Genomic DNA, 2,287 nt, shown 5'->3' with positions numbered 1-2,287 from the left:
CTTCTGGCTCGAATCGTTCTTCATCTATCACTCGTTTAGTTTTCAAGGATCAATTATCTTTCAAACAGCGCCGCCCGGAGGCGACTCTTAGTACTTTACCACGTTGCACTCACGAATGCAACAGGTATTTTTTTGATTTCATCATCACCGCGTCTCTCGCGGCGACAAGAGCTATCCTACCACGCCGCATACTCCAGCCGCAATCATCAAATCTTAGAAACAGAACCAACAGGGGAAGGAGCCTCCCGCATGAGCGACAACCAAGACCGCAAACCATTCAAGCCTTTCATCTCCCCGTCCGACCGCCCGCCGGAACTTACGGTCACCGCCGTCGTGATCGGGATCATCCTCGCCGTCATCTTCGGCGCTGCCAACGCGTACCTCGGCCTGATCATCGGCATGACGATCTCGGCGTCGATCCCTGCCGCCGTCATCTCCATGGCGATCATCCGCGGCGTCCTGCGCCGCAACTCGATTCTTGAAAACAACATCGTGCAAACGATCACCACCGCAGGGGAAGCGGTGGCGGCCGGGGCGATTTTCACCCTGCCGGCGCTGTTTTTGTGGAAAGCCAACCCCGGCCTCTATAAGATCACCCTGATTGTCCTCACCGGCGGCTTCCTCGGCGTCCTCTTCATGATTCCCTTGCGTCGCCTCTTGATCGTCAAAGAACACGACCGCCTCCCGTACCCGGAAGGCACCGCCTGCGCCCAAGTCCTCGTCGCCGGAGAAGAAGGCGGCGGACGCGCCAAGTTGGTGTTTGGCGGACTCGCCGTCGGCGGTGTGTTCAAACTGATCGCCGACGGTTTCAAGATGTTCCCGTCCGAGATCGAAACCAAAGTCGCGGGCCTGCGCAACGGCGTCATCGGGATGGACACGCTGCCGTCGCTGCTCTCCGTCGGCTTCATCGTCGGCCCGCGCGTCGGCGCGATGATGGCCGCGGGCGGCGTGCTCGCCTGGCTCGTCCTGATTCCGATGATCGCCTTCTTCGGAGCAAACGGCGGCGCCGTCGCCCCAGGCACGGATCCGATCTCCTCTCTCGACGCCTGGGGGCTTTGGGACAATTACATCCGCTACATCGGTGCAGGCGCCGTCGCCACCGGCGGCATCATCTCGCTCGTGCGCACTCTGCCGATGCTCTGGAGTTCGCTCGCTTCCACCATGCAAGGCTTGCAAGGGGCAAAAAACGAAACCCGCACCCCCGAACTCCTGCGCACCGAACTCGATCTGTCGCGCAAAATCACGTTGCCCTCCGCCGTGGTTCTGCTGCTGGCAGCTGCGTTTCTCCCGCAGCTGAACACCGGCATCATCGGCGCGATCGGCATCGCGCTGTTCGGATTTCTGTTCGTCACTGTCGCCTCGCGCATCGTCGGAGCAATCGGCTCTTCGTCCAGCCCCGTCTCCGGGATGACGATCGCCACGCTGCTCATCGTCACATCGGTCTACCGCGCATTCGGCTATTCCGGAATGGACGGCATGGTCACCGCGCTCACCGTCGGCGCGATCATCTGCGTGGCGCTCGCCATCGCGGGCGACATCTCGCAAGACCTCAAAACCGGCTACCTCGTCGGAGCCACCCCGCGCGCCCAACAGCTCGCGATGATTCTCGGCATCCTCGGCTCCGGTCTCGTCATCGGCTGGGTGCTGCTCTTGCTCAACGACGCCTACGGATTCGGTTCCAAAGAACTTCCCGCTCCGAAAGCGGTGCTCATGAAACTGATCGTCGAAGGCATCATGAACGCAAACATGCCGTGGGATCTCGTCTTCATCGGCGTCGCGATCTCCATCGTGATCGAGCTGCTCGGCGTCGAAGCCCTTCCCGTCGCTGTCGGCATCTACCTGCCGGTGCACACGTCCACGCCGATCTTCCTCGGCGGCCTCGTGCGCTACTTCTACCTGCTTTTGCAAAAACGAAACGCCGACAAACCGGAAGAAGAACGCGTCGAACGCGGCGTCCTCCTCTGCTCCGGCCTGATCGCCGGCGAATCGCTGATCGGCATCTTGATCGCCGGCCTCGTCTCGTTGAAAGTCGCGATTCCGGAAGTCAAAATCGGCGGCTCTCTGCTCGCGCTCGTGGTCTTCCTGCTCCTCGCCCTCTGGGTCGGCTGGATGACCGCGCGGAACCCGCGCAAGACATAACCTCGAAAAAAGCAACGAATAAAAAAAACAACAAATGCAAAAAAGGCTCGATCTTCGCGAAGAAGATCGAGCCTTTCTCAAGTTTGGCGGAGCTGACGGGATTCGAACCCGCGGTCTTCCGCGTGACAGGCGGACATGTTAGGCCTCT

The 2,287-nt window shown here is 60.4% G+C and carries 1 protein-coding gene; it reads left to right on the top strand.

What is annotated here, in order from left to right; all coding sequences use genetic code 11:
* The first annotated feature begins 249 nt into the window (after positions 1 to 249).
* Positions 250 to 2,139 carry an OPT family oligopeptide transporter gene (locus EL26_RS22915; RefSeq protein WP_038094782.1) on the top strand — a complete coding sequence of 630 codons (1,890 nt, stop codon included), beginning with the start codon at positions 250 to 252 and terminating at the stop codon, positions 2,137 to 2,139.
* Positions 2,140 to 2,287: the final 148 nt, after the last annotated feature.

This window comes from Tumebacillus flagellatus (genome assembly GCF_000714935.1).
GTDB lineage: Bacteria > Bacillota > Bacilli > Tumebacillales > Tumebacillaceae > Tumebacillus > Tumebacillus flagellatus.
The sequence above is the reverse complement of the archived record's forward strand: the minus strand, read 5'-3'. Positions and strand labels throughout refer to the sequence as shown.